Here is a 24,399-nt window from a genome sequence, read left to right as displayed (position 1 = left end):
TTTTAGATGAGTTTTTAATTTTTATAAGAAAGGCCATATTTAAGTTTTATGTACAGGAATTAATCTATTACCTTATAACAAACGAAACGCGCTACTTTGCTCATGGCAAAACAACGCGTTTCGTTTGTTATAAGTATATTCTTTAGGTGTTACTTCGATATTGAAGCTGAATTAAACGCCTAGAAAATCTTTTTCTAAGTCTAAAGGTGCAATGTACGTTCCATTTTTATAAACACGCATATTACCACCTGAAATTTCATCTATCAATAGTAAATCTCCTGTAGCTTTGTCTCTTCCGAACTCTAATTTAATATCGTATAGTTCCAAATCTTTTTTCGCTAATTCTGTTTTAATAATGTCACAGATTTTTTTTGTTAGCGATTTTAATTCTTGATAATCAGCTTTTGGTAAAATACCTAACATTTCCAATGCATCATCTGAAATCGTAGGGTCACCTCTTTCGTCATCCTTAATCGTTACTTCAACAAATGCATCTAAAGCATCGCCTTCTTGGCAATATGCAGCGTATCTTCTCAAGAAACTTCCTACGGCACGGTATCTACAGATAACCTCTAAACCTTTTCCAAATGGGGCGGCTTCTTTAACTACCATACTCACCTCATCCAAATCAGCAGATACATAGTGGGTGGCGATACCGAGTTTGCTTAAGCGTTCAAAGAAGAACTTAGTCATTTTTAAACCCGATTTTCCTGCACCATCAATGGTGAGTCCAACCGTGTTTGCTCCTGGATCGAATACTCCGTCTTCCCCAGTAACGTCGTCTTTAAACTTTAGTAATACTTGATGTTGTCCTAGGCTATAGACATCTTTTGTTTTGCCTTTGTAAATTAATTCCATATTAAAATAAGAATGGTCACTATTTTTCTTCAAAAATAGTGTAAAAATAACAAAGTAAGCTTTGTTTGATTGAAAAATTATGCATTTATTTATTCAGTAAATTATATTGCTACAGTAGCGTCCTAAACGTTGAAAAAAGTGGCGGTGTTTTGCTATAGCAAAGTTGCTATATTTAAATCGTCAAATTTTAACACACCGCCATGGTAAATTTAAACGTTTTTAGTCAGATTTTATCACTTATCGACCGCGAATTATTCAAGGTTTTGGTTGCTAAGCACAAGAGTGACAAACATTGTAAAGGGATCAACAGCTGGACGCATCTTGCTAGCATGTTGTTTTGCCATTTTTCTTCTGCAGATTCAGTTCGTGATATCAGTAATGGCTTACGTAGTACGACTGGTAATTTGAACCATTTAGGTGTTGGTAGAGCACCCAGCAAGTCCAATATTTCCTATATCAACAAGCACCGCACCCATGAACTCTTTAAAGATCTGTACTTTTCGCTATTAGATAAGCTATGGCAAAAGGATACCCATTTGCGCAAAGATCTAACGCAATTAAAGCGCAAGGTTTATCTGATGGATGCCAGTATCATCCCTTTATGTTTATCTGTATTTGACTGGGCTAAATTTAGAAGCACCAAAGGTGCTGTAAAACTGCACACTGTGCTGGATTATGATGGATGTCTTCCTGTTTTCATGCAGATTACAGACGGGAAAGTTCATGAAAGCCAGCGTGCGGGTAGCTATAGTTTTTCCAAAGGAAGCGTTGTAGTGGTGGATAGAGGTTATGTGGATTACAACTGGCTCGGGGATTTGGACAGCAGAGGTTGTTATTTTGTTACCAGGAGTAAAACTAACATGAAGTACAACGTTATCAAGTCATACCAGAGTGAAGCACTCCTTGAAAAGGGAATCATTAAAGATGAGATCATTGAGCTTTCTGGTCCATCAGCAGATAGATACAACTCTAAACCATTACGCTTGATTCACTTTTGGGACAGCAGCACAGACAACCAGTACCACTTTCTGACAAATAATATCCAATGGAAGGCATCACTAGTAGCTAACATTTATAAACAGCGATGGCAGATCGAGATTTTCTTCAAGCATCTGAAGCAACGCTTAAAAATATCATCTTTTGTGGGTACTTCTGAAAATGCGGTCATGATCCAAATATGGACTTCGTTGATTGGAATATTACTGCTCAAATACCTTCAGAAGAAGGCTAAATACGATTGGAATCTGTCTAACTTGGTCGGGTTTATCAGGATGAATATATTCGTGAAAATAAATATATGGCAATGGATAGATGATCCTTTTATCAGGCCACCAGTTAAGGGTAAAAATGGACAGCTACAGATATTCTCAGACTAAAAAATAGGGTCAAAATTGAAATTATCTAAAAATAGATACTGTTTCAAGGGAAACACGCGCCTAAAATTTATTTAGGACGGAAGTGATATTGCTACTTTAAACTGTGTATATGTGGTGTAATGTCTTAATCAAGCAAATACTTGAATTTTGAATAGTATCTATGCGTAACAATTATATTATATTTTACAGATAAGTGTATGTGAATAATGTTCACTTTGAAGAAGTGTCTTTTTTTTATATATTCGTATATAAACTAAACTTTGACCTAAAAATCATTTCTTTTTTGTTAGTGATAACATCAATATAAAAATCGAAGCGTAAGTTGAATCACATCTGTAATGCCACAGAGCTTAGGGGTGGATTATGATACTTGTCCTTCTTGATATGATAAGCTAACTCTTGTAAACAATATTATGAATAGACAGAAATTTATAAAGACCTCTAGCTTTTTAGCTGCTTCGGCGCTATTATTTAATCGTCATGGCGTTTTTGGAAACACACAAAAAATTCGTGTTGGCGTCATTGGCGTAAATGGAATGGGGTGGTCAAACCTGATGGCTATACTGAAAAATCAAAATGTAATCTGCACAGCTCTTTGTGATGTTGATGAGAATGTATTAACAAAGCGTGTCGATGAATTGAAGAAACGTAGCATATCTGTTAAAACCTATATTGATTATAAAGAATTGTTGGCAGATCGTCAGGTCGATGCGGTAATCATTGGTACTCCTGATCATTGGCATTGCCTAATGATGGTTGCTGCTGTTGAAGCAGGAAAACATGTATATGTCGAAAAACCGATTGGTAATTCAATTAAAGAATGCGAATTGATGGTGGCTGTTGCTCAGAAGCATAATGCGATTGTTCAGGTTGGACAATGGCAACGTAGTCAGCAACACTTTCAAGATGCGATGAAATTTTTGCATGCTGGTAATTTAGGAAAGATAAGAACAGTTAAAGTCTGGGCGTATATTGGTTGGAAGCAAGATATACCAATTGTATCTGATACTGCTATTCCAGCGGGAGTTCACTATGATAAGTGGTTGGGACCTGCGGCCAAAAGACCTTTTAATGCTAATCGTTTTCATTTCAATTTTCGTTGGTTTTGGGATTATGCAGGAGGGTTGATGACAGACTGGGGAGTGCATATGTTGGATTTTGCACTGATTGGCATGAAAGTATCGGATCCTCGTTCGGTGATGGCTGCTGGTGGAAAATTTGCTTATCCTGATGACGCAGAAGAAACACCCGATACACTGACCACTTTGTACGAGTTCGATGGCTTCAATGTCCAATGGGAGCATACAATAGGTATTGATTTAGGACCTTATCAAAAGGGTCATGGTGTAGCGTTCATTGGAAATAACGGAACATTAGTGCTGAATAGGGATGGATGGGAAGTGTTGGCAGAAGGCGATCGGATGGCTGCTGTTCCTTTTCAAAAAGCTAAGGACAATGGACTTGAACGTCACATGGATAATTTTGTGGAAGCTATCCTGACTAAAAATAAGGAGATATTGCGTGCTCCTGTTGAAGCAGGGTCACATATTGCTATTTTAGCCCAAATGGGAAATATTGCATATAGAGCTGGGGAGAAATTATATTGGGATAAGAATAAAAGACAATTTACGGACAAAGAGGCTAACCGATATTTAGCTGCAGCTTATCATAATGGTTATGTATATCCAAAAGTGTAGACTGCTATCAATAGCATATGAAAAAGCATCCCAAATTTATTGGGATGCTTTTTTGTTTTCTGTTATCCACGTTATTTTATATATCAAGATGGACCTTGTCATTATCATTTTAATGGTTATTTTTAGACCCAACTATACATAGTCTGGTATTTTGATTGCTTTACTAGGTATTCCAATCTATTATTTGATAAACCCTAAACGAAAAAAAATGAAATTTCTTAATACTTTCTTACTTCTATTTTGTGTGCAATTGGTGCTTGGGCAGGGCACCTTAGGCGATTATAAAAGATCCAAAGATTTAAAGTCACAGTTGACCAACAAAGTGGAAAATCTTCCCGGTCAATTTTTTTGGAATGAGAAGGGAGACTTGTTTTGGTATGATCGTGCTACTGCCAAAGGGAAGGAATATATCTTAGTGATTCCACAACAAAAGAAAAAGGAACTGTTATTTGATGTCCAAAAGGTGTTAGCTGCGGTCGAGAATCAATTGGGACGTAAGCTTGAATATCGCAGTATCACAAATGATCGTATTACCTTGCTGGATGAACAACAGGTATCTTTGGATTTGGAAGATTTTCAGTGGATATGGAGTCGGAAGCGTAATGAGTTGAAGCAAACTGGTCCAAGTGAACGCAAAGAACGAAATGTAGGTTCAGGATATTGGGGGAGACGTTATGCCGATGATGAATATAGGGAGATTGAAGCACCGAATAAACTTCAAGTTGCGTTTATAAGGAATCATAATGTGTTCGTAGCGCCTAAAGGAAAATTAAAAGATGCCCGCCAGGTCACCTTTGATGGAAATAATCAACAGTATTATAGTAATCGCATTCAATGGTCTGGCGATAGCGAGAAAATAGCTGCGGTAAAGATTCAAAAAGTTGAGGTAAGGCAATTGACGTTGATTGAATCTTCTCCAAAAGAGCAGTTGCAACCCAAGTTGCAGGCCCGAGATTATGTCAAGCCAGGGGATGCATTACCACAGAAATCACCTGTTGTCTTTAACTTAAAGCGCAATCAACTTTTTGTTTTTGATATCTCTTTGATCGAAAATCAATTTGATATCTCCGATTTTTCATGGCGAAAGGACGGGCGTGCTGTAACGTTCGAATTCAATAAAAGAGGACATCAAGAATACGGAGTCATGGAGCTGGATGCAAATTCGGGTGTCTCTAGGTTTATAATTAAGGAAACTAATAAGACATTTATCGATTATAGTGGTAAAAAATACAGGACGGATATCTTGGATGGAAGTGAAATCATTTGGGCTTCTGAACGTGATGGTTGGAACCATTTATACCTATATGATGGAAAAACAGGGAAAGTGAAGAATCAGATTACTGCAGGAGAATGGGTGGTCAGGAAAGTAATTCATGTGGATGAAGATAAACGGAAAATTATTTTTGAGGGCAGTGGTAGAAACAGAAATCAAGACCCATACTTCATTCAATATTATTCGATCGATTTTGATGGTCAGAATTTGAAAGAATTGACTCATGATGATGCAAACCATCAAGCGGTTTTTAATAACGATTACTCACAATTTATAGATACCTATTCTCGTGTTGATCAAGCTCCGGTCGCAGTTTTACGTGATTATAAAGGAAATGTAATGCTAGAATTGGAAAAAACAAATTTAAACACTTTGCAAACTTTGGGATGGAAAGCTCCTGAGGTATTTACGACCAAAGCGAGAGATGGGGTGACGGATGTTTGGGGAATTATCATTCGACCTACAAATTTTGACCCTGAAAAAAAATACCCTGTGATTGAGTATATTTATGCAGGACCGCACAGTTCATTTGTCCCTAAATCATTCTATGCCAATCCTAGTGGTATGTATGAGTTGGCCGAGTTGGGGTTTATCGTTGTACAGATAGATGGGATGGGAACCTCTAACCGCTCGAAGGCAGTTCAAGATATCAGCTGGAAAAATTTGAAGGACGCTGGTTTCCCCGATCGCATTTTATGGATGCAGGCTGCGGCTAGAAAGTATGAGCAGATGGATATCCAACGGGTTGGAATTTATGGTACTTCGGCAGGCGGTCAAAGTTCTACTGGGGCGCTGTTGTTTCATCCTGATTTTTATAAGGTTGGTGTCTCTTCGTGTGGCTGTCATGATAATAGAATGGATAAAATTTGGTGGAATGAACAGTGGATGGGGTGGCCGATAGGTCCTGAATATGCAGCTTGTTCTAATGTAGAAAATGCCGCTAATCTCAAAGGTGACTTATTATTAATCGTAGGCGAATTGGATGATAATGTGGATCCTGCTTCTACTTTTCAATTGGTTGATGCACTCATCAAAGCAGGTAAAAATCATGATTTCATCATGGTTCCCGGAATGGGCCATTCTTCGGGTGGTGATTTTGGTGAGAAAAAACGTAGGGATTATTTTGTAAAACACCTCTTGGGTGTAAATCCTCCGGCGTGGAATCAATATTGATCTTATCAGGATTGTAATCTTTTCCTTCGATAGGACTGAGAATTTTTCAGGGATGCTTTAGGACTATTCTGCTTATTTTAATGGTGGAATAGGATGAAAAGGGTCTGTAGAATAAAGCCCCAATAGTAGACCGGTATCAAGGTGCCTCAATACAGTTTGAGCGGCTCGGTTCACTGCGCACAGTAATATTAAGGTTCTTCTTGGCTATCGAATATTCAAGAGGAGAGCTTATAAAGTGATCGTAATATTACCGAAAGTTACTTGAAGTTAAAATAAAGAGTGGATTGTAAATAACAATAACAATAACAATAACAATAACAATAACTATAATAAGAAAGACCCTATTATGGGTCTTTCTTATTATGGAGAGACTTATTAAATTTCGATGTAGAGAGTCGACCCAATTAAATTCATCTTTTTTGTCATTAACTGAAGGGATGCATCTTGAAAGGTTGTTTTCAATAGTAAGCTGCTCAATGCAAATAATAGTTTTCTTTTCATAGGTGGTAATTATTTAGCGCCAGGAGGGCAGTGTTGTTTTAAATAATTGGTAAATAACGTTTTTAAATGCTCATTTGTACCCTTACCCTCGCTGATTGAGTGACTGCGATTTGGGTAGGCCATCAGTTGAAATTGCACCTGATGCTTGATCAGTTCGTCAATGAGTACTTCAGCATTCTGATAATGCACATTGTCGTCACCCGTACCATGAATGTACAATAGGTTTCCTTTAATATTTTTCGCATACTTAATAGGTGAACCATTTTCAAAATCAGCCAAATTCTCTTGCGGGAGACCCATGTATCTTTCCTGATAAACATTGTCATATAGGAGCTGGTTGGAGACAGCTGCAATTGCAATTCCTGTTTTGTATATTTCTGGATATTGTCCCAAAAGATTCAATGTGCTGGAACCACCACCACTCCATCCCCAAACAGCTATACGGGTGCTATCTACAAAATGCCACTTTAATATTTCTTTGGCGGCCATTGCTTGATCTTTGATATTCAGTTGTCCAATCTGGCGATAAATACTTTTACGCCAGTGGCTACCTTTAGGAGCGGGAGTGCCGCGATTGTCCAAGGAAATGTAGATATAGCCATCTTTGGCCATGCTGCCTTGATAGAGTTGATTGTATCCTGCATAATAATTGTCCAAGACAGTCTGTGATGCAGGTTCGCCATAGACCATAAAGACTACGGGATATTTTTTAGAGGGATCAAAATCCAAGGGTTTAACCATCCATCCATCTAATTCTACATCATCAACCGTTTTTATTTTAAAAAATTCTGCTATTCCGTCACTTGTATTCTTTTGTTGTTTGATGTCAAAATCCTTTAAAATATGATGTGATGGTAAACTGATTACAGCATTTCTTTTTAATTCACGGTGATTACTGAAACCGAAGATTGCAATCTGACCATTTTTAGAGATATCATAATGGCCGGTTCCTGTGTAGGATGCTGGGGTTAGTCTTTTAGGAGTGCCCCCATCCGTCGATACGCTATATAAATATTTTTGAGTTGCATTGTCTGGAGAAGCTGTGAAATAAATTGTCTTATTTTTTGAATCCAGAAAATCAAAATTAATGATATCATAATCAGCTTTTGTAATCAATTTTTCATTACCCATCAGGTCCACCTGATAGATTTTGCGCCAACCGTCTTTTTCGGATACCCAAATAAAGGCTTTTCCTTGTTGTATCCAATCCCAACCTGCTGGATTGTTATTATTCCATCTTGCTTTAATATCTATCCAAGAGTCACTTTTTTCTGTATGTATGTTATTCGCTTTATTGGACTGTAACGCAACGGTGAAGATTTTGCTTTCATTCTGTTTCCGATTGAGTTGTTGCAAGATCAATTGTTTACTGTCCAAGCACCATTCCATACGAGGTATATAATGTTGATAAGGATCTCCGGGAATATTTATTTTAGTGTTAGATTCTGTAGCAAGTTGATAAGTCCAGATTGAACTTGCGCTTGGCGATTGTCCTACCTTAGGATATTCGATTGGAATTGTATAAGAATAAATACTATCGGTATTGTTTATCATCAGGAAATTACGGATGCCCCGTGCATCTAGTTTCCAGTAGGCAATCGACCCGCCATCAGGAGACCATCTAAAGCCATCCTTGCAACCAAATTCTTCTTCATAAACCCAGTCGAAGGTGCCATTGATGATGCGATCGGTGCCATCTTTGGTAATTTGTGTGATATTACCATTGGAGAGGTTTTCAATATAGATATTATGATTTTCTTTATTTACATAAGCCACTTTATCTCCTTGAGGATTGAATTTGGCAAACATGAGCTGAGCGGGAGGGAATTGTTTACCGATTTGTTTTAGTTGCTTGGATTTTTGATTATAGACCCAATAATCGCCACGGGTGTTTTCTCGCCAGACCCGTTTACTATTGGTGTAAATCAGTATCCATTCTCTATTATCCGAAAGACTGAATAAATCTACTTTTAGCGGTTTCTGTGTACCTATTGGAATTAGAGATTCACTGGTCAAGAACATGGTCCGATTTGCATTTTTGGGATTGATAATTTCGATACCTCTAGTTGTGAATTCATAATATTGTGCACCATCTTCCGTCCAGACCCGTTGGGCCATAAGGTAATGGGGCATATAGCATGAGAGGAGTACAAGGATGATAATTTGAATTTTTTTCATCATAATATTTTATTTAACAGTTTAATAGATTACAGATTCTTAATGTTTGATGAGTCGCTAAAGTGCAGTTTTTTTATCTTAAATCTACTTTGTCTATCCTCAAGATCTCTTTTATTGAGATTAACTTTTAAAGAGATTCAAATTTACTTTTGTAGAGCTTATAGTAAGAACCTTATTTGGATTTGCAAGATGTCGTTCATCATAATGGACTAATTTAATCGTATTATTTGACTTTTACGTCGTACATTCTTTTGAAATTTCTTAGATGATTTTTTTGAAGTTTATTTTCTTTAAGTTACATGCAATCTTGTTATTCTATTATCATAGGGGTATACATTTTCAGGCTGATGTAACTCCTCTTTAACGGTTTCTAAATATGGATTAGGCAATTCCAAAAAAATGGAAGGCGCAGTCTGTTTTAGTTTTGTTACAATAATATCGGGGCACATGCTCTATTCTAAATTTATTTTATTCTTGAATTGTATAAAGTTGAAAATTATTGTTCACCCTTCAATATGGAGATTCTTTTAAAAACTGAAGATTCACATACCGCTCAAAAGCGATTGATGGGAAATATTGAGAATTTACGCCATTTTACAAATCATGATAAATGTATTACATTCTGGCTGAAAGCAATGATTGGTTATAATGTATGTATGAAAATGTCTAAGCTACCCATGGATGATAATGGTGTTGCTGAAAAAGATTTCGCATTGCTCAAGACTTTGCTAATTGGGGATAAAATTCCTAATGATCTCCATAACCTACATCATCCAGTTTTCCTTTAAATACCTTAAATTGAATGATAAAATAGATAATCACTAATACGGCTGCAACAGCGAACCACCCCAAACCTACAGATAGACCATATTCGTGGGCTGCCATGTTTTGTACGGTTAAAGAAGGATTGATATTATTTGTAGAAGGTAATAGGATAGGGAACATCGATGCTACGGTAGAACCAAAACTTCCGAAAATAAAAAGCGATGAAAAGATAAAACCTGAAATATCTTTTTTGAATTTTTTAATTCTAAATAATCCAAATAGTCCAACAGCGGCTATGAAGGGGAATGCCCAAAGCCAATTATTGGACTCAAAGTTATGAAGCGAAATCGGCTTTACATAGTGCCATACATATGCTGATAGTATTACTAAGAATAAAAGGATACAGTTAAGCTTGAAAATAAAGCCTTTAAGGCGTTGGTTTAAGGTGCTCGCAGTTTTTAGGATAATCCAATTGGCTCCATGGATAGTCAATGTAACGACGGCTACTAAGCCCAAGAGAAGGGTGAACCAGTCGATGACACCCTGGTGCTCGGCCAAAGGATCAAATGTGGGATTCCAGAGTGCTAAAAAGAAATAATGAGGTTCTTGTGTAGAAATACCATTTTCAACCATACCTAAGTTCACGCCGCGAACGACATTCCCTAAGGCGGCCCCAAAAAAGAGCGCTAGTAAAAGGCTAGCAATACCAAAAGCTTTGTCCCACATCATCTCCCACATACGGTTATGTACTTGCCCTCTTAGTTCTAAACTAATGGCTCGAAAGATAAGCAACCAAAGTACCAGCATCAAGGGTAAGTAAAAACCGCTAAAAGCCGAAGCATATAAAGTCGGAAATGCAAAAAATAAAACACCTCCCGAAGCAATGAGCCAAACTTCATTAGCGTCCCAAAATGGTCCAATGGAATTGGTTACGGCTTTTCTTTCCTCCTCGGTCTTAGCAAAGAAAAGATGTACGATTCCCGCTCCAAAATCATAGCCATCAAGAATAACATAGATTCCCAGCATGACCATTAATACGATAAACCAAAATATTTCCATAACCTTTATTTTAAATTGATTTGAGCTTCGGGACCTTTTCTTATAATTTTTAAAACAAGCATTAAAAACAGCAATCCAAGCAAGATATAAAGACCTATAAATCCTAATAGTGTGAATAATGCATTTCCAGAGGAAACAGTAGGCGAAACGCCATCGACCATCCGCATTAAATTGTATACAAGCCAAGGCTGCCTACCCAATTCTGCTGTATACCAACCTGCCGTATTGGCGATGTAAGGAAATGGAATCATAAACATCAATATCCACAAAAGCCATTTAGTTTGATAAAGTTTGTTTTTCCACAAAAGAAAGGTTGCCAGCACCATGATTGCAATGAATATTGTTCCTAGTCCTGCCATAATATGGTAACCATAATATAGACCCGGAATATTGGTTGGGTGTATTGATTCATCAAATTCATTTAACCCCTTAATCTCTGCGTCCCAACGTTGATAGGTCAGGAAACTGAGTACATTGGGAACTGCAATCTTGTTATCTAGTTTCTTATTTTTCATATCAGGCTGTCCGATGAGAACAATCTCTGACCCTCCTTTTTCGGTTTTAAAGATACCTTCCATGGCAGCAAAAGTGACCGGTTGGTATTTGACTACATTTTTGGCGGCCATATCACCAGTTGGAAACGCAACTAAAATAGAGGAAATGACGCCGAATATAACACCAGTTTTTACGAATATTTTTCCAAATCGACTCTGCTTATCGCTCAATAGATAAAAAGCACCTATTGCTGCCACAAAAAAGGAACTGGTAATCAATGAACCTGCTTGGTTATGTAGGTAGGATGGCCAAAGCCATGGATTATTGAATAATGCCGTGAAATTGTTTAAGACAAATTTTCCATTTTCTAATATTTCATACCCAACAGGGTACTGCATCCAAGAGTGGGTCGCAATAATGAGGAAACCACTGGCCCAAGATCCTAAAAAAACCATCAGGCCTGCAAGGAAATGCAACCTATGGCCAAGGAGCTTTTCTCCAAAGAGAAACATGCCCAGAAAAGAGGATTCAAGAAAGAAGGAAAACATACCCTCCATTGCCAATGTCTGTCCAATTATTCCCCCTGTAAGCTCGGAGAATTTAGCCCAATTCGTGCCGAATTGAAACTCCATCGGGATTCCAGTTACGACCCCCATGGTGAAGTTCAAAGCAAATATCTTCATCCAAAATTTGGCGGCATGATTGTAATCTTCAAGCCTTGTTCGTAGAAACTTCCATTTAAAGTAAACGATCATGAGGGAGAGGCCCATCGTTAATTGCGGAAACAGGTAGTGAAAGGTAATGGTGAAAGCAAACTGTAACCGGTTGTAAAGTATCATGTCTTCCATAGGACATTATTTATGTGGTTGAAATTCATATTAAATATAGCTGTTTTTGCTTGAAAATCAATGGTATATATTGATTTGATGTTTGATTTTAATCTATAAAATCCGGGTTCTCTATATAATAGTATAATAATCTATCCACCATTGAAGGTATAAGTCTATGTTGAAATCTTTTGGAGAATGATGTTTTTTATTGTAAATATTGCAACTATGTTGCATTTGTTGTAATATTATTTACATTTGCAACATAGTTGCAATATAACAACTTCTATATGTTAAGTTTTTTACTAAATCAAAATCAAATCATGAAAACAAAATTTATTAAAAGTACATCCGCATTGCTATTCGTTTATGTAGGAATCTTATTCGGCATTGTATCTTGCAAAAAAGATGAGCATGTTCCCATACTCGGTGAAGAAGTACGTGCCTCTTTACAGTTTACTGAACTATTGGGGACAAAGGGAGCGGCACATGGAAATCATTTTCATGGTGTTAGCAGTGCCAAGGAAGGAGCTGTGATTACAATTAACTTTGATGCGTCAGGTAACGCAATGTCAAATGATATAACTAATCTGAATGCAGAACTTGCCTATAAGATGGACCTGAAAGTATTTGATGAAAGTGGTGCTGAAATTCAACAGCAGTACGTCGAGAATCTCTCGACTGCAGAGAACTATAAAGCATTTCTTACTGCGGATAATTTGATTGCCAATGCAAATTCTGAGACAAATGGTGGTGCTATCTTTCAGCCTCGAGATACAGCCTATACCGATGGAACAAAGGTGAATGGTCAATATGAAATGACAGGATTGATATCCTTTTTTACTTTGGGACTTGAAAATAAAGGAAAAACAAAAAAAATAACCTATAGTTTACGTAAAATAGAGCCAGGTGTTAAAGTGAAAATTGAACGTGCTGATTTGCTAGATCAGGATTATGCTAATAAATTCAACGGAAAGAATATCTTGGAACTTAAATTTAACATTAGATAAATAAGATAAGCTTGTTTTTTTATAAGAATGGGAGATGGGTATTGAAAAGGTGTAATCTTATGATTACACCTTTTCAATCACTTTTTGAGTTTAAAATAGAGCTTATTGCCTCGATTAGAGTCCTCTACTATTCATTTTGATTGGCAATTAGTTTAATGATTTTCCAATAATGTAATGGCATCATATAATACCCCAGCTTCTCCTCTAAATGTTCCAGATCCTTCGGGTTTATTATCTTTGGTATTCCATTCATAAAATCCTTTATTTTTTACGACTCGGTCTAACATGGGCTTCATCTGTTCATATGCTTCTTTTTCATAACCATTTTTCACCAACTGTTGAATCATACGGCCACCAAACCAGGTCCAATCGCCACCATTTTGATAACCATAAGGGTACATGCCTTTATTTTTGAATGAACCCGCAGGGTAAGTCGGGTAGATGGTCAGACCAATCGTGGCAGCACCAGCATCTTTCACGTTTTTAACCATTTTGTCTAACGCTATTTTAATCTGTTCTTTACTCAATAAATTGGCTTCAATGGCAATTGTTGTTCCACCATGGTAGTAGATTTGATTCTCATCAAAGTCAGAAGCAAATGGTGATCCATTGATATAGATATGAGGTATGAATTTCTGATTTTTCTCATCCCAAAGATGCTTCATTGTGTTGGAAGCTATATTATCTCGGATAGGTTGCCAATGGGATGCTTTTTCTGGAACCAGTTCCATATAGTTGTCCAAAGCTATTAGAAACATCGCATTATCATAAATATCTAAAGCTATATGTGAGTTTTCGTCTAGATGTACTCCCCAGTCATGTTCGGGTTGGACATCGCCCCAGTCCACAGTAGTAGCTCCCCATAACAACCCATAAGTTATATTGTATCTTTCATTCATTAAGAATTGGAGTGCGTCTCCCATCTTATCTTTGACCGTACTGTTGCCGACTTTAATAGATAAGAAAGCTGTGTCTTGAGATGCTTTTATATATTTAGAAACAGCTTGGATTAATGAAGTTTCCTGATCTGTTTCTACCGTATTTTTATGTGCCGCGTGGTCGGGAGCAAGTAAACTGGTCATCGTATAATAGTCCGATATACCATTTTTCAAACTAGACTTTTTTACAAATCCATCTGCAATATTACCATCAGTTCCTTGTAATTTAAAAAATAGCAATAACTGATCCTTAATCTGTTCATGCGGATGTACCAGGGTAGCCAAATTGATAAAAGTATTATAATCCCTGATCCAAACTTCTTCATATCCATCACCAGCATTGAAACCAGATTTTATGGTATTGGTAGCCATATTTTTGACAAGTTGAAAACTACTGTCATTTTTCATGCTTGACTGCCATTCTTCTTGCTTTCCTTTACTTCCATTCGGATTGCAGGAAAATAGGAGAGCAGAGGATGCTAATGCAAAAAATAGGTGTTTCATAATATTAAATGTTTAGTTTAAAATTGGTTACATTTTGAATCTTTAACAAAAGATTGGATTACTTTTGCCTGTTGCGTTCCAAGGTTTCGAAGTAGATACCATCCTACTGCTGCAGGAATCGCAAAAGTTTCAACATAATGAAATACTTGCTTCATTCCGTTGGCTGTGGTCAGTTCAATAGCTTCACCTTCCACTAACATCAGGATATGGCATTGATTGTTGGTTTCAATTCGTATTTCTCTATCAAAGTCATAACGAACCACGTCGTAAAAATGATCTTCGTGGGTAGGTAAGTGTACTTTCTCGGCTTGATCATCAATCTTCAGAGTGATAGGCTTAACAATTAGCGTCTCGTTGACGACCTCGCCTTTACGTTTAAAATTGAGATTGTCAAAAGCACGTTTGATATTCAATGGACGGGGTTTTCCATCTAAGTCTGGTCTCACCCAATCATACATTTTGAAAGTGAAATTATATGGTGTGGCACTAATTTCCAACACCAGATTATCAATGCCAGATGAATGTACAGTTCCATGGGGGATTAAGTATAATTGATGTTTTTTAGATTCGAACATTTGAATGTATTGCTCTATGGCAATGGATTCGCCTGTTTCAAAACTCTGTTCCAATGCGGATCGGAATTTTTCTTGGTCAATATCTTCTTGAAAACCTAAATATACTTGAGCATCTCCTTTTCGGTCTACGATATAGTAGGTCTCATCCTGGGTAAAGTTCTCTCCAAATTCAGATTTTGCATACTGCGGACTTGGGTGACATTGTATAGATAGGTTTCCACCATCAAATGTATCTAAAAAGTTGAATCGGATGGGGAATTCAACACCAAATCGAGGCTGTGCCAGTCCGAGGACATTTTTACTTTCAGAAAACATCAATTGATCAAATGAGATTTCGAGAACTTGGTCGTTAGATTTTAATGTTAATCCATTTTCAGGCACAATCATCTCAAAAGACCAAGCATAGTTTTTTGCATTTTGATCTATCCCTGTTAAATGTTCCTTCATCCATTGTCCTCCCCAAACACCCGATTCAAATGTAGGTTTTACCCTAAAATAGTTGATAGACATTTGATGCAATGTTTGTCTTAAATCACGGCCTAATATCCAGGGCAATGTTTCGTCAGACTGTTGGTCAGCCATGATTTCGATTCGAGGTAAGATTGATCTTTTGTGGTCATTCAGTGCTTCCCAATCGATAAAATAATACCTTTTGTATATTTGTTTTGGATCTTTTGAATTACTACATCCTAAATTCCATGCTTGACCAGCACGCATACGTTGGATCAATGTGCTTTTTGGAAGATCGACATACATGAGTGTATTAGTGCTATCTAGAAGAGCTGCACCAACTCCATAAAAGATGATATATTCTGTACTCTCCCTTAACGCCTCACGAAATTGCTCAATTTTTTTTGTATCAAAAAAGGACGATAATGGAAGCAGTGATTTTTTACCAAAAAGAGGATCGTCTCCTCCCAGATAGGGCATGACTAGATTATTGATAATCTCTTCGGAAAGAAGCGCATCATCGATAGCTACGAAATGGGGAATAATGTCGTAATCTTCAAACTCTTTTTTGATCTTATTTATGACAAATTCCCAATTTACACCGATAAAACCATCGATGATATGTATATTATTATCGATTAAGGTATGAGCCAGCTTGGTGAAAGATGATGATATCTCACCTACTGCTTGGAAAGAAGGCCTGATATCGTACTGTAAAGTTTTGGTGTCTGTGTTGGTATGCATATTTAATATTTTTGAAATCTGTTGAAGGTATCTGTTGCTTATTTGCTGGCTTTATCTTTCCAATATTTTTCTATTTCCTCTAAAGGTCTACCTTTTGTTTCGGGTAAAAATATCAGTACTGTTATAAAAGCAATAGCACAGAAGAAAGCAAATAGCCAAAAGGTATAACGGGCTCCCCAGGAGTCTAAGATCATGGGTGTCAATTGTCCAATAATAGCGTCTGAAATCCACATGACTAAAATGCTGATCCCCATAGCACGCGCGCGGATAGAATTTGGGAAAATCTCAGAAGCAACCACAAATTTGAGCGGGCCAATAGAAAAAGCAAAGAAAAACATAAAAGAAAGAATCGAAATGATAAGAGCAGTATTGTTGATTTCCTGATTTTGTGTAAACAAATAGCCCGTGACGATTAAACTGAGCGTTGCCCCTAATGTTCCGAAAATATAAAGAGGGCGTCTTCCCCAACTATCTACTTTCCAAATTGCAAAACAAGTGAATAGTACATTCGCTAGACCAAAAAACAACTGTGCATGATAGGAATTGCTCATCGAAATACCTGAGTCCAACAGAATGGTTGGCCCATAGTATACAATGGCATTAATGCCACTTAACTGGGAGAATAGCGGTAATAAAATACCTAGTAGGAATGCCTTTCTATATATCGGTGAAAAAAGATCCCTTAGATTGCCCTTACTTTCTGGCACGCTTTCATGCAGATCAGGAAGATTAAGTTTAGTATTAATTTTTGTGACATCATCAGTTCTGCCAACTTTTAATAGCCAGCGCGGGCTTTCAGGAACAAAATAAGCACCAATTGAGAGTAATATAGCAGGAATTGCTCCAACTAAGAACATGACGCGCCATAATCCCTGGTTCTGTGAAGGAAGGTATTGAATAAGTAGATAATTGCTGACGTAAGCGATTAGAATACCGAATGTAATGGCGAGTTGGTAGGTCGTGACGGCTCTACCTCTAAATTGGCTTGGAGATATTTCAGCTATGTAAAGGGGAACCACAATGGATGCAATGCCAACACCTATACCGCCAATACTCCTAAAGATAATAAGCATTAGATAGGTGGAGCTGACTCCACAACCTATGGCTGAAATTAAGAATAATATTGACGCTACGGTAAGTACTGGTTTTCTACCATATTTATCGCTAAAACTCCCTGTGAAAAGCACGCCGACAATGCAACCAATCAAGGCTGAACTAACGAATATCCCCTCTTGGTTTGGTGTCAGTCCGAAGAATTGTTTTACTAAAGGTAATGCGCCAGCTATAACAGCCATATCAAATCCAAAAAGAAGCCCACCTAAAGAAACGATACATAGAATAAGGATGAAAAATCTATTCATATCAAGGTTTATAATTTGTATGTATATACATACAAACATATATTTATTTTTTTAATAATGCAAAAAAACTTACTTTAGCTTAAGTACTAAAAGCGATGAATCTAAAAATAGACCATAAAAGCCCCATACCTTTACATTTACAGGCAGAGGCATTGTTAAGAGAGCTAATCAAATTGCCTGAATATATCGATGGAAAATTACTGCCAAATGAAATTGAATTGGCGAAACGATTGGCTATTTCGCGTTCGACTTTGCGATTAGCGATTAATAAATTGGTCTATGAAGACTTGTTAATCAGGAAGAAAGGGATTGGTACGAAAGTAGCAAACGCTAAATTCAGCTCTAAATCTAAGAATTGGCTTAGTTTTTCGCAAGAGATGAAAAACAGGGGAATCGAAGTGAAGAATTTTGAACTTCATGTTAGTTGGGAAATTCCAGATAAGGCAATTTCTCAGTTTTTTGATATACCTCAAGATTTAAAATTACTCAAGCTAGAACGGTTGCGGGGAAAAAAAGATGACCCATTTGTTTATTTTATCTCTTATTTTCACCCCCGTATTGGTCTGACTGGAGACGAAGATTTTAAACGTCCACTATATGAAATATTGGAATCCGATTTTCACATTGTAGCTGATCTTTCCCAAGAAGAGCTTGACGCAGTGGCAGCCAATAAATTTATCGCAGATAAATTAGAAATAGCGATAGGTGCACCTATTCTGTCACGTAAAAGATTTGTTTTTGATCAATCAGGTCGGCCCATTGAATATAACCTGGGCTATTATCGTGCGGAAAGCTTTACGTATACAGTAGAAAGTAGACGTGATTATTAATGTCATAACATTGGATCTGGTTTATCAGTAAGTATCTTGCCAGATCCATTGTTATGCTACTCTGTTATTTTTTGTCTAAGGTTTCTTTAGCCCAAACATTCATTAATTGAATAGCTTTGCTTAGCACTCCTGCAGAGCCTTTGAATTTTCCAGAGCCGCTAGGAACATCATTTTTGCCGTACCATTCATAAAATCCCTTGTTTTTAACTACTCGATTGATCATTGGCTGTATCTCTTCATACGCTTCTTTTGTATAGCCGTTTACAACCAATTGTTGGATCATTCTTCCTCCAAACCAAGTCCAGTCTCCACCATTTTGATAAGCATATGGTTTGGACATCCAGCCTTTAAAAAAGCCTTCTGGATAGGTTGGGTATAAGGTAAGACCAATGCTAGGCATACCGGACAGACGTACATTTTCCAGCATCTGGTCATTTACAGTTTTTATTTCTTTTTGACTCAAAAGCCCCGATTCTATGGCTATAGCTGTACCTCCGTGGTAGTGGATCTTGTTTTCGTCAAAGCCTTCTGGTAGTGGAGAATCTTTAGGATAGATGTGTGGAATGAATTTTTGCTGCTCTTTATCCCACAAATGCTTCATCGTATTGGTTTCAATTTCCTTTTTTAAATTTTTCCATTCAGTCAATTTTGGATTATCGGGCATGATATCGATAAGCGTTTTCAAGGCGATGATGTACATGGCGTTGTCATATACATCGATCGCTTCATTCGAAAGATTGTTCCAATCACATCCAAAATCATCATGTGGTTGTACATCCCCCCAATCTGCTGTCATCGCACCCCATAAGAGGTTGTACTCTTTGTTATAACGTTCTCTGTTTAAGTAATCTATCATCAACTGAATTCGATCCTTAACCGTTATGCCTCCAATGGTTTCTTCTAGAATACTATAGTCTTTGGTTTTTGCGATATATTTACCCAAAAGTTGGATAAGCGACGTTTCTTGGTCAGTTTCGACAGTATTCTTAAATCCTACATGCTCTGGGTCATTTTCTGAATAATAAGGAGTGTCATCATGCCAAGTGAAATCTTTTTTTAAGACATACCCATCAACCATTTCGCCATTTTTCTGTTGCATCTTAAAGAACACCAATATAGCACCTCTAACCTCTTCTTTAGAGCGTTCTTCTAGCGCAGTTTCGATAAATGTATTGAGGTCACGTGCCCATATTTGAGAATAACCACTTCCTGCATTAAACCCTTCTTTAATAACCTGTCTAGCTAAGCGATCGACAAATATTAAATTTTGATCTGCTAAAATAGTTTTTGCGAGTTGAATATCATCCCTTTTTTGTTTAGATGTACAGCTTGCTATCAATAGCGTGATGAAAAGAATTGGTATGCTTTTTTTCATAATGGATTAAATTTTGGTTTATTTAGTATGTATGTACATTCAAAAGTATGAAAAATCAACCTATAATTTTAATTTTAAAGCTTTAATTTGTGTGATATTCATAATTTTACATTTATTCATGATATAACTCCATGTTCTGAATAACGAGTTTTTGAATTTAATTTAAATGTATGTCTATACATTTAAAATTTATTTTATAAGTTTGTGTATAAACCTAATTGATCGAAATGGTAAAATTAATATTCGTGTATTGCTTAGCAATCTTGTTCTGTAATACAAGGTCCTACGCACAACAGAAACAGCATTTAACCCAATATGTAAAACCAAATATCGGATCTGCGCATAGTCGATATTTCTTTTATACGCCAGCAGCAGTACCATTCGGAATGGCCAAGTTAGCGCCAAGTACTGATGGAAGTTACGGTAATCCTTCAGGTTGGGAAGCGGTTGGTTATGATGATAGACACCATACAATAGCAGGTTTTCCTCATTTTCATGAATTTCAAATCGGGGGAGTTGTCTTTGCGCCAACTGTTGGTAAAATAAAAACTAATGCTGGTAAGTTGGATGTACCCCATAGTGGTTACCTTTCAGCATTTGATAAAGTAGATGAATTTGCCACATCGGGCTATTATCGTGTCAAACTCAAGGACTACGGTATTCAAGCAGAATTAACAGCGACTAAAAGGGTTGGTTTTAATAAATATACTTTTCCTGAAACAGATTCAGCTAATGTGATTTTCGATATCGGTCATGTGATGGGGGAAAGTGGACCAGTGATTGATGCTGAGGTCAGTTATGACAAACAACATATCTGGGGTTATGTGGTCACAAGTCCGCTATATGTTCAGAAATACCAAAAGGGAGCAAACGTGAAAATGTATTTTTATGCAGAGGTCGATAAATTACCGGCCTCATATGGCACGTTTCTGGATGCTGCAATTTATACTGATAAAAAAACAATAAGAGGTAAGGGGGCAGGGCTTTACTTGCAGTTTAAAATGAAGTCTGGTGAAGCAATTGAGTTGAAAACCGGTCTTTCCTATACTTCCGTTGAAAATGCGAAACTAAACTTGCTTCAGGAAGCTGAAAAGTTAAACTTTGAAAAAGCGAAGAAGAATGCTCTTCAGGTTTGGGATAAAGAATTAGGACGCGTTCTTGTTGAAGGCGGTCGTGTAGAAGATCGCACCAAATTTTATACAGCACTTTATCATGCCTTATTAGGAAGAGGATTGGCTAGTGATGTCAATGGTGCTTATCCTAAGAATGATGGTAGTGTCGGACAAATACCTTTAAATACGAAAGGTATTCCGGTGCACCATCATTATAATACCGATGCCATATGGGGTGCCTTTTGGAATCTAACACAATTATGGTCTATTGCATACCCCGATTATTATAACGATTGGATTCAAAGCCAATTGCTGGTATATAAAGATGCAGGCTGGTTGGGAGATGGTATTGCAAATAGTAAATATGTGTCGGGTGTAGGAACTAATTTTACAGGGCTTGCCATTGCGGCAGCCTATAATGTAGGTATACGGGACTACGATATTGACTTAGCTTATCAGGCTGTCCGTAAAAATGAATTGGAGTCAGAAGGACGGATTCCAGGAGCAGGAAAATTGGATGTGGGTGTTTTTGTTCAAAAAGGATATTCACCCTATGTGAAAGATCAGACCGGTAATCCAGAACTATTAACGAGTGGTTCACCTTTTGGAGCATCACATACGTTAGAATACGCTTTTTCTGCCGCTGCCGCAGCACAGTTTGCCAAATCATTGAAGCGTGAATCAGATTACGGCATTTTAAATAAATTGTCCGATGCTTGGCGCACTTTATACGACCCATCGACTAAGTTTATGCGCCCTAAGGATAGTGAAGGAGCTTTTATTCAAAACTTTAATCCTTATGAATCATGGCGTGGTTTTCAAGAGGGTAATGCTTGGCAATACACGTTCTACGTTCCGCATGCTCCTCAAGAGCTTGTAAAACTAGTTGGATCTGACTTGTTTAATAGCAGATTGGACAGCATATTTACGGTCTCACAACGCAATATCTTTGGTGGTGGTGCACATATCGATGCTTTTGCGGGTATTGAAAGTCTTTATAATCATGGTAATCAACCTAATTTGCACATCTCTTGGTTGTTTTATTTTTCCGGACGTCCTGATTTGAGTCAAAAATGGGTGCGTGCAATCTGTAATGAATTTTATGGTACTGAACCTGTGCACGGATATGGTTTCGGACAGGACGAGGATCAAGGGCAATTGGGAGCTTGGTATGTCTTGTCGAGTATGGGGTTGTTTGATGTGAGAAGTTTAACATCTGAAAAACCGTCTTTTCAAATCGGCGCACCCTTGTTTGATCGGGTAACCATTCAGTTGCCAAAAGCACTACGTAAGAGTAAATTTGAGATTGAGGTTAAAAATCAGGATGTTAACAATATTTATCTGGATAAAATTCAGTTGAATGGGAAAACCTTGTCAAGTTTGGAACTGCCATTTGAAGATTTGGTAAAAGGAGGAAAGATGGAAGTTGTTTTAAAGAATAAATAAGGTTCACGGTTGTTACTGTTATTGGCAAAGGTCTATGTCTCTTGAATGGAGATATAGACCTTTTTTCGTTTTTATACAGCTGCGATTTGCTGTTTTGAATTTTTATATTTTTTACAAATAGAAGTCTTGCCCAACAAAACGATGATATCAACATAACGCACTTGCCCTATATTCAGGGTGTCAAAGGAAATTTAGCCATATTATTTGGATGACAAATAAACCAGTAACCGGTTGGGTAGAGCTCGCTCCAGATGATCTTCATCTTTTTCTTATAAAGAAGAGTTAACAGATTACTTGGACCGACCTGAAACCAGGTTGATTGTTGATTATGCTTAATAAGCAGTACGTCATGTGTTGGTAGTTTGTTTGATTTAATAGTGTTTGAGGATAAGTATGCAGCATGTGTTAATAAAGTGTCTATCCTTGGTAATATTGTAGCAGTTTTTCGGTCAATATTTTTATAATTTTACTGAATGGCTCCTAAGTTGTCTAAACTGTTTGTCCATTTTATAACCTATAAATATATAATCGATTCCTAAGCAAATTATGATCAATAAAAACAAAATACTTATCATGATGCTCTTGAGCATGGGTTTTTCTTCTTTAGGGCAGTCTAAGGTACATATGCCGACATCATCTACACAAGCCAGTAAGCATCAGCTGGAACAGATCAAACGTAAATATGGCATGTTCGTCCATTTTGGTATCAATACATTTCACAATGAAGAATGGACCGACGGATCTAAACCAGCTACTTCTTATAATCCGACAGAGATAGATGCTAAGCAATGGGTTGCTACAGCCAAAAAATCAGGTATGAAATATATTATTCTTGTCGCAAAGCATCACGAAGGTTTTTGTTTATGGGATAGTAAATATACTGAGTATGACGTGGCCAATTCAGGGAATAAAACCAATGTCATAGCGGCCGTAGCCAAAGAATGTGAAAAACAGGGGATACGCTTGGGATTATACTATTCCTTATGGGATCGGAAAGAAAATGGAAATGTCAAGGATGTGAAAGCCGATTTTGCCTACAATAAATATATGCTGGATCAAATCAACGAGTTGATAGAAATGACGCAAAAGCATACCAAAGTAGTCGAACTCTGGTTAGATGGCGGATGGGAAAAGGAAAACTACCGTTGGCCTATACAACAGATCTATTCCAATGTTAAAGCACGTGCTCCGCAATGTCAAGTAGGTGTAAATTGGACCATTGGCTCACCGAAAAATGTAGACCAGCATCCAGTACTGCCAGATGATCAGCAGGAATATTTTCCTATCCGCTATTTTCCAAGTGATTTTCGATTAGGCGATCCCTATCTGCCAAAAACCCAAGACCCGAAATTATTCATACATCAAGGTCAGGTATATTATATGCCATTTGAGACAACAGTAGTTCTGGGCAAAAGGTGGTTTTATCATACAGAAGATAATACTCCACGTCCGGTACAAGAATTAGCGGATTTGTATACAAAAGCAACTGCTCAGGATAATATTCTGATTTTAAATGTTGGTCCTAATCGCGAGGGGCGAGTAAAAGATTCGGATGTAGAAGTATTGCAGAAACTAAAAGTAAATCTAGGTCTGTAGCGGTTACAAATATAAGAGGCCGTTTATATAAGGTTATTATCTATATTTTTTAAAAACTAAAACGACTAAAGTTAAAGGACTTTCACTTGAAGAGACTCGCAATCTCTTCGAAACATTATAGAAATAAATCTCCCTTATTAATATATTAAACAATAAAACCTATTCTGACAAGAATGGCTTTTATTGTTTTTCATTAACGTTATAACGACTATGTTGTATATCTCCTGTATCCGCCTCATAGCTATTATGAGACGGA

General features: G+C 37.2%; 17 protein-coding genes. 8 read left to right on the top strand and 9 right to left on the bottom strand.

Annotated features, from left to right (window positions below; genetic code table 11):
* Positions 1-171 precede the first annotated feature (171 nt).
* Complete coding sequence (locus tag KO02_RS15235; protein WP_038699622.1) at positions 172-858, bottom strand: phosphoribosylaminoimidazolesuccinocarboxamide synthase; 687 nt, start codon at positions 856-858, stop codon at positions 172-174.
* Between the two features lie 200 nt (positions 859-1,058).
* Here KO02_RS15235 and KO02_RS15230 point away from each other — a divergent pair, with 200 nt between their 5' ends.
* From KO02_RS15230 to KO02_RS15220, 3 genes are all read left to right on the top strand, one after another.
* The gene (locus KO02_RS15230) at positions 1,059-2,234 is read left to right on the top strand and encodes an IS4 family transposase (RefSeq protein WP_038694773.1); all 1,176 of its coding nucleotides are present in this window, start codon (positions 1,059-1,061) and stop codon (positions 2,232-2,234) included.
* Positions 2,235-2,647: 413 nt separating this feature from the next.
* Positions 2,648-3,931: a Gfo/Idh/MocA family protein gene (locus KO02_RS15225; RefSeq protein ID WP_038699620.1), complete on the top strand. Its 1,284-nt coding sequence runs from the start codon at positions 2,648-2,650 to the stop codon at positions 3,929-3,931.
* A 208-nt stretch (positions 3,932-4,139) separates the two neighbouring features.
* A complete protein-coding gene (locus KO02_RS15220) occupies positions 4,140-6,377 on the top strand; it encodes a S9 family peptidase (protein WP_038699618.1) in 2,238 nt (745 codons plus the stop codon).
* Positions 6,378-6,752: 375 nt separating this feature from the next.
* Here KO02_RS15220 and KO02_RS24255 read toward each other — a convergent pair whose 3' ends face one another.
* Both KO02_RS24255 and KO02_RS15215 read right to left on the bottom strand, forming a co-directional pair.
* Positions 6,753-6,878 (bottom strand): hypothetical protein, encoded by a 126-nt coding sequence (locus KO02_RS24255; protein WP_262506667.1) that lies wholly within the window; start codon positions 6,876-6,878, stop codon positions 6,753-6,755.
* Positions 6,879-6,887: 9 nt separating this feature from the next.
* Entirely contained in the window at positions 6,888-9,059 is a 2,172-nt protein-coding gene (locus KO02_RS15215; protein ID WP_200878556.1) for a S9 family peptidase, read from the bottom strand.
* A 512-nt stretch (positions 9,060-9,571) separates the two neighbouring features.
* Between KO02_RS15215 and KO02_RS15210 the strand changes: the two genes are divergently transcribed.
* Entirely contained in the window at positions 9,572-9,844 is a 273-nt protein-coding gene (locus tag KO02_RS15210) for a hypothetical protein (protein WP_038699616.1), read from the top strand.
* On the opposite strand, the gene cydB is transcribed toward KO02_RS15210, so the two are convergent.
* Positions 9,804-10,880 (bottom strand): cytochrome d ubiquinol oxidase subunit II, encoded by a 1,077-nt coding sequence (gene cydB / locus KO02_RS15205; protein WP_038699614.1) that lies wholly within the window; start codon positions 10,878-10,880, stop codon positions 9,804-9,806. The two genes, KO02_RS15210 and cydB, sit on opposite strands and share 41 nt — an antisense overlap.
* 5 nt (positions 10,881-10,885) lie before the next feature.
* Positions 10,886-12,223, bottom strand: coding sequence for a cytochrome ubiquinol oxidase subunit I (locus tag KO02_RS15200; RefSeq protein WP_038699612.1), 1,338 nt, complete (start codon positions 12,221-12,223; stop codon positions 10,886-10,888).
* Positions 12,224-12,525: 302 nt separating this feature from the next.
* Here KO02_RS15200 and KO02_RS15195 point away from each other — a divergent pair, with 302 nt between their 5' ends.
* Positions 12,526-13,212: a hypothetical protein gene (locus tag KO02_RS15195; RefSeq protein WP_144243340.1), complete on the top strand. Its 687-nt coding sequence runs from the start codon at positions 12,526-12,528 to the stop codon at positions 13,210-13,212.
* A 152-nt stretch (positions 13,213-13,364) separates the two neighbouring features.
* Here the strand turns inward: KO02_RS15195 and KO02_RS15190 are convergent, their stop codons facing one another.
* The 3 genes from KO02_RS15190 to KO02_RS15180 are packed head-to-tail and all read right to left on the bottom strand — an operon-like array spanning position 13,365 to position 17,784.
* A complete protein-coding gene (locus tag KO02_RS15190) occupies positions 13,365-14,654 on the bottom strand; it encodes an amylo-alpha-1,6-glucosidase (protein WP_038699610.1) in 1,290 nt (429 codons plus the stop codon).
* A gap of 17 nt (positions 14,655-14,671) precedes the next feature.
* Entirely contained in the window at positions 14,672-16,423 is a 1,752-nt protein-coding gene (locus tag KO02_RS15185) for a class I mannose-6-phosphate isomerase (protein ID WP_038699608.1), read from the bottom strand.
* A 38-nt stretch (positions 16,424-16,461) separates the two neighbouring features.
* A complete protein-coding gene (locus tag KO02_RS15180; RefSeq protein ID WP_038699606.1) occupies positions 16,462-17,784 on the bottom strand; it encodes a sugar porter family MFS transporter in 1,323 nt (440 codons plus the stop codon).
* Between the two features lie 95 nt (positions 17,785-17,879).
* Here KO02_RS15180 and KO02_RS15175 point away from each other — a divergent pair, with 95 nt between their 5' ends.
* Complete coding sequence (locus KO02_RS15175; RefSeq protein ID WP_038699604.1) at positions 17,880-18,614, top strand: GntR family transcriptional regulator; 735 nt, start codon at positions 17,880-17,882, stop codon at positions 18,612-18,614.
* A 64-nt stretch (positions 18,615-18,678) separates the two neighbouring features.
* On the opposite strand, the gene KO02_RS15170 is transcribed toward KO02_RS15175, so the two are convergent.
* Positions 18,679-19,989: an amylo-alpha-1,6-glucosidase gene (locus tag KO02_RS15170; protein ID WP_144243339.1), complete on the bottom strand. Its 1,311-nt coding sequence runs from the start codon at positions 19,987-19,989 to the stop codon at positions 18,679-18,681.
* Between the two features lie 227 nt (positions 19,990-20,216).
* Here KO02_RS15170 and KO02_RS15165 point away from each other — a divergent pair, with 227 nt between their 5' ends.
* Complete coding sequence (locus tag KO02_RS15165; protein ID WP_038699600.1) at positions 20,217-22,547, top strand: GH92 family glycosyl hydrolase; 2,331 nt, start codon at positions 20,217-20,219, stop codon at positions 22,545-22,547.
* A gap of 546 nt (positions 22,548-23,093) precedes the next feature.
* The gene (locus KO02_RS15160) at positions 23,094-24,143 is read left to right on the top strand and encodes an alpha-L-fucosidase (protein ID WP_038699598.1); all 1,050 of its coding nucleotides are present in this window, start codon (positions 23,094-23,096) and stop codon (positions 24,141-24,143) included.
* Positions 24,144-24,399 lie beyond the last annotated feature (256 nt).

Origin of the sequence: Sphingobacterium sp. ML3W (assembly GCF_000747525.1) — a bacterium.
Classification (GTDB): domain Bacteria; phylum Bacteroidota; class Bacteroidia; order Sphingobacteriales; family Sphingobacteriaceae; genus Sphingobacterium.
Note: the sequence above shows the minus strand (reverse complement) of the source record. Positions and strands in the feature narration are given on the sequence as shown.

Coding starts and splice junctions, on each gene's coding strand:
- KO02_RS15235 (WP_038699622.1), bottom strand. CDS start 858: ATGGAATTAATTTACAAAGGCAAAACAAAAGATGTCTATAGCCTAGGA.
- KO02_RS15230 (WP_038694773.1), top strand. CDS start 1,059: ATGGTAAATTTAAACGTTTTTAGTCAGATTTTATCACTTATCGACCGC.
- KO02_RS15225 (WP_038699620.1), top strand. CDS start 2,648: ATGAATAGACAGAAATTTATAAAGACCTCTAGCTTTTTAGCTGCTTCG.
- KO02_RS15220 (WP_038699618.1), top strand. CDS start 4,140: ATGAAATTTCTTAATACTTTCTTACTTCTATTTTGTGTGCAATTGGTG.
- KO02_RS24255 (WP_262506667.1), bottom strand. CDS start 6,878: ATGAAAAGAAAACTATTATTTGCATTGAGCAGCTTACTATTGAAAACA.
- KO02_RS15215 (WP_200878556.1), bottom strand. CDS start 9,059: ATGATGAAAAAAATTCAAATTATCATCCTTGTACTCCTCTCATGCTAT.
- KO02_RS15210 (WP_038699616.1), top strand. CDS start 9,572: ATGGAGATTCTTTTAAAAACTGAAGATTCACATACCGCTCAAAAGCGA.
- cydB (WP_038699614.1), bottom strand. CDS start 10,880: ATGGAAATATTTTGGTTTATCGTATTAATGGTCATGCTGGGAATCTAT.
- KO02_RS15200 (WP_038699612.1), bottom strand. CDS start 12,223: ATGGAAGACATGATACTTTACAACCGGTTACAGTTTGCTTTCACCATT.
- KO02_RS15195 (WP_144243340.1), top strand. CDS start 12,526: ATGAAAACAAAATTTATTAAAAGTACATCCGCATTGCTATTCGTTTAT.
- KO02_RS15190 (WP_038699610.1), bottom strand. CDS start 14,654: ATGAAACACCTATTTTTTGCATTAGCATCCTCTGCTCTCCTATTTTCC.
- KO02_RS15185 (WP_038699608.1), bottom strand. CDS start 16,423: ATGCATACCAACACAGACACCAAAACTTTACAGTACGATATCAGGCCT.
- KO02_RS15180 (WP_038699606.1), bottom strand. CDS start 17,784: ATGAATAGATTTTTCATCCTTATTCTATGTATCGTTTCTTTAGGTGGG.
- KO02_RS15175 (WP_038699604.1), top strand. CDS start 17,880: ATGAATCTAAAAATAGACCATAAAAGCCCCATACCTTTACATTTACAG.
- KO02_RS15170 (WP_144243339.1), bottom strand. CDS start 19,989: ATGAAAAAAAGCATACCAATTCTTTTCATCACGCTATTGATAGCAAGC.
- KO02_RS15165 (WP_038699600.1), top strand. CDS start 20,217: ATGGTAAAATTAATATTCGTGTATTGCTTAGCAATCTTGTTCTGTAAT.
- KO02_RS15160 (WP_038699598.1), top strand. CDS start 23,094: ATGATCAATAAAAACAAAATACTTATCATGATGCTCTTGAGCATGGGT.